The 264-nt window shown below is 65.5% G+C and carries 1 protein-coding gene; it reads right to left on the reverse strand.

Translation table 11 applies throughout. The annotated features are described in order from the left end of the window. The coding region (locus R0J87_RS21460) for a hypothetical protein (protein WP_498888825.1) at nt 1-264 on the reverse strand (264 nt) is incomplete at both ends.

Raw genomic sequence — 264 nt, forward strand, 5'->3', positions numbered from 1 at the left:
GGGCACGCCACCGGACAGGGCCACCATCCCCAAAAGATTGCCCGGCCCGTAGCCCCAATCTGCCCGCAACAGCCGCCCGGTGGTGGTATCGCTGGCAGAGGCTTGCACCGCTGCACCGCTCAAATGGCCGCTGGCCGGATCGGCGCGCAGGGCTTCGGTCCAAGTGCTGCCGTCAGGGCTCACTTTTAGCGAAAAGGATGTATCGCCCGCCAGCCCCATCTCTGCATGGCCACTCCAGCCGGACTGGAACAACAGGCTTGCAGT

The organism is Halomonas sp. SIMBA_159 (assembly GCF_046536035.1).
GTDB lineage: Bacteria > Pseudomonadota > Gammaproteobacteria > Pseudomonadales > Halomonadaceae > Vreelandella > Vreelandella venusta_A.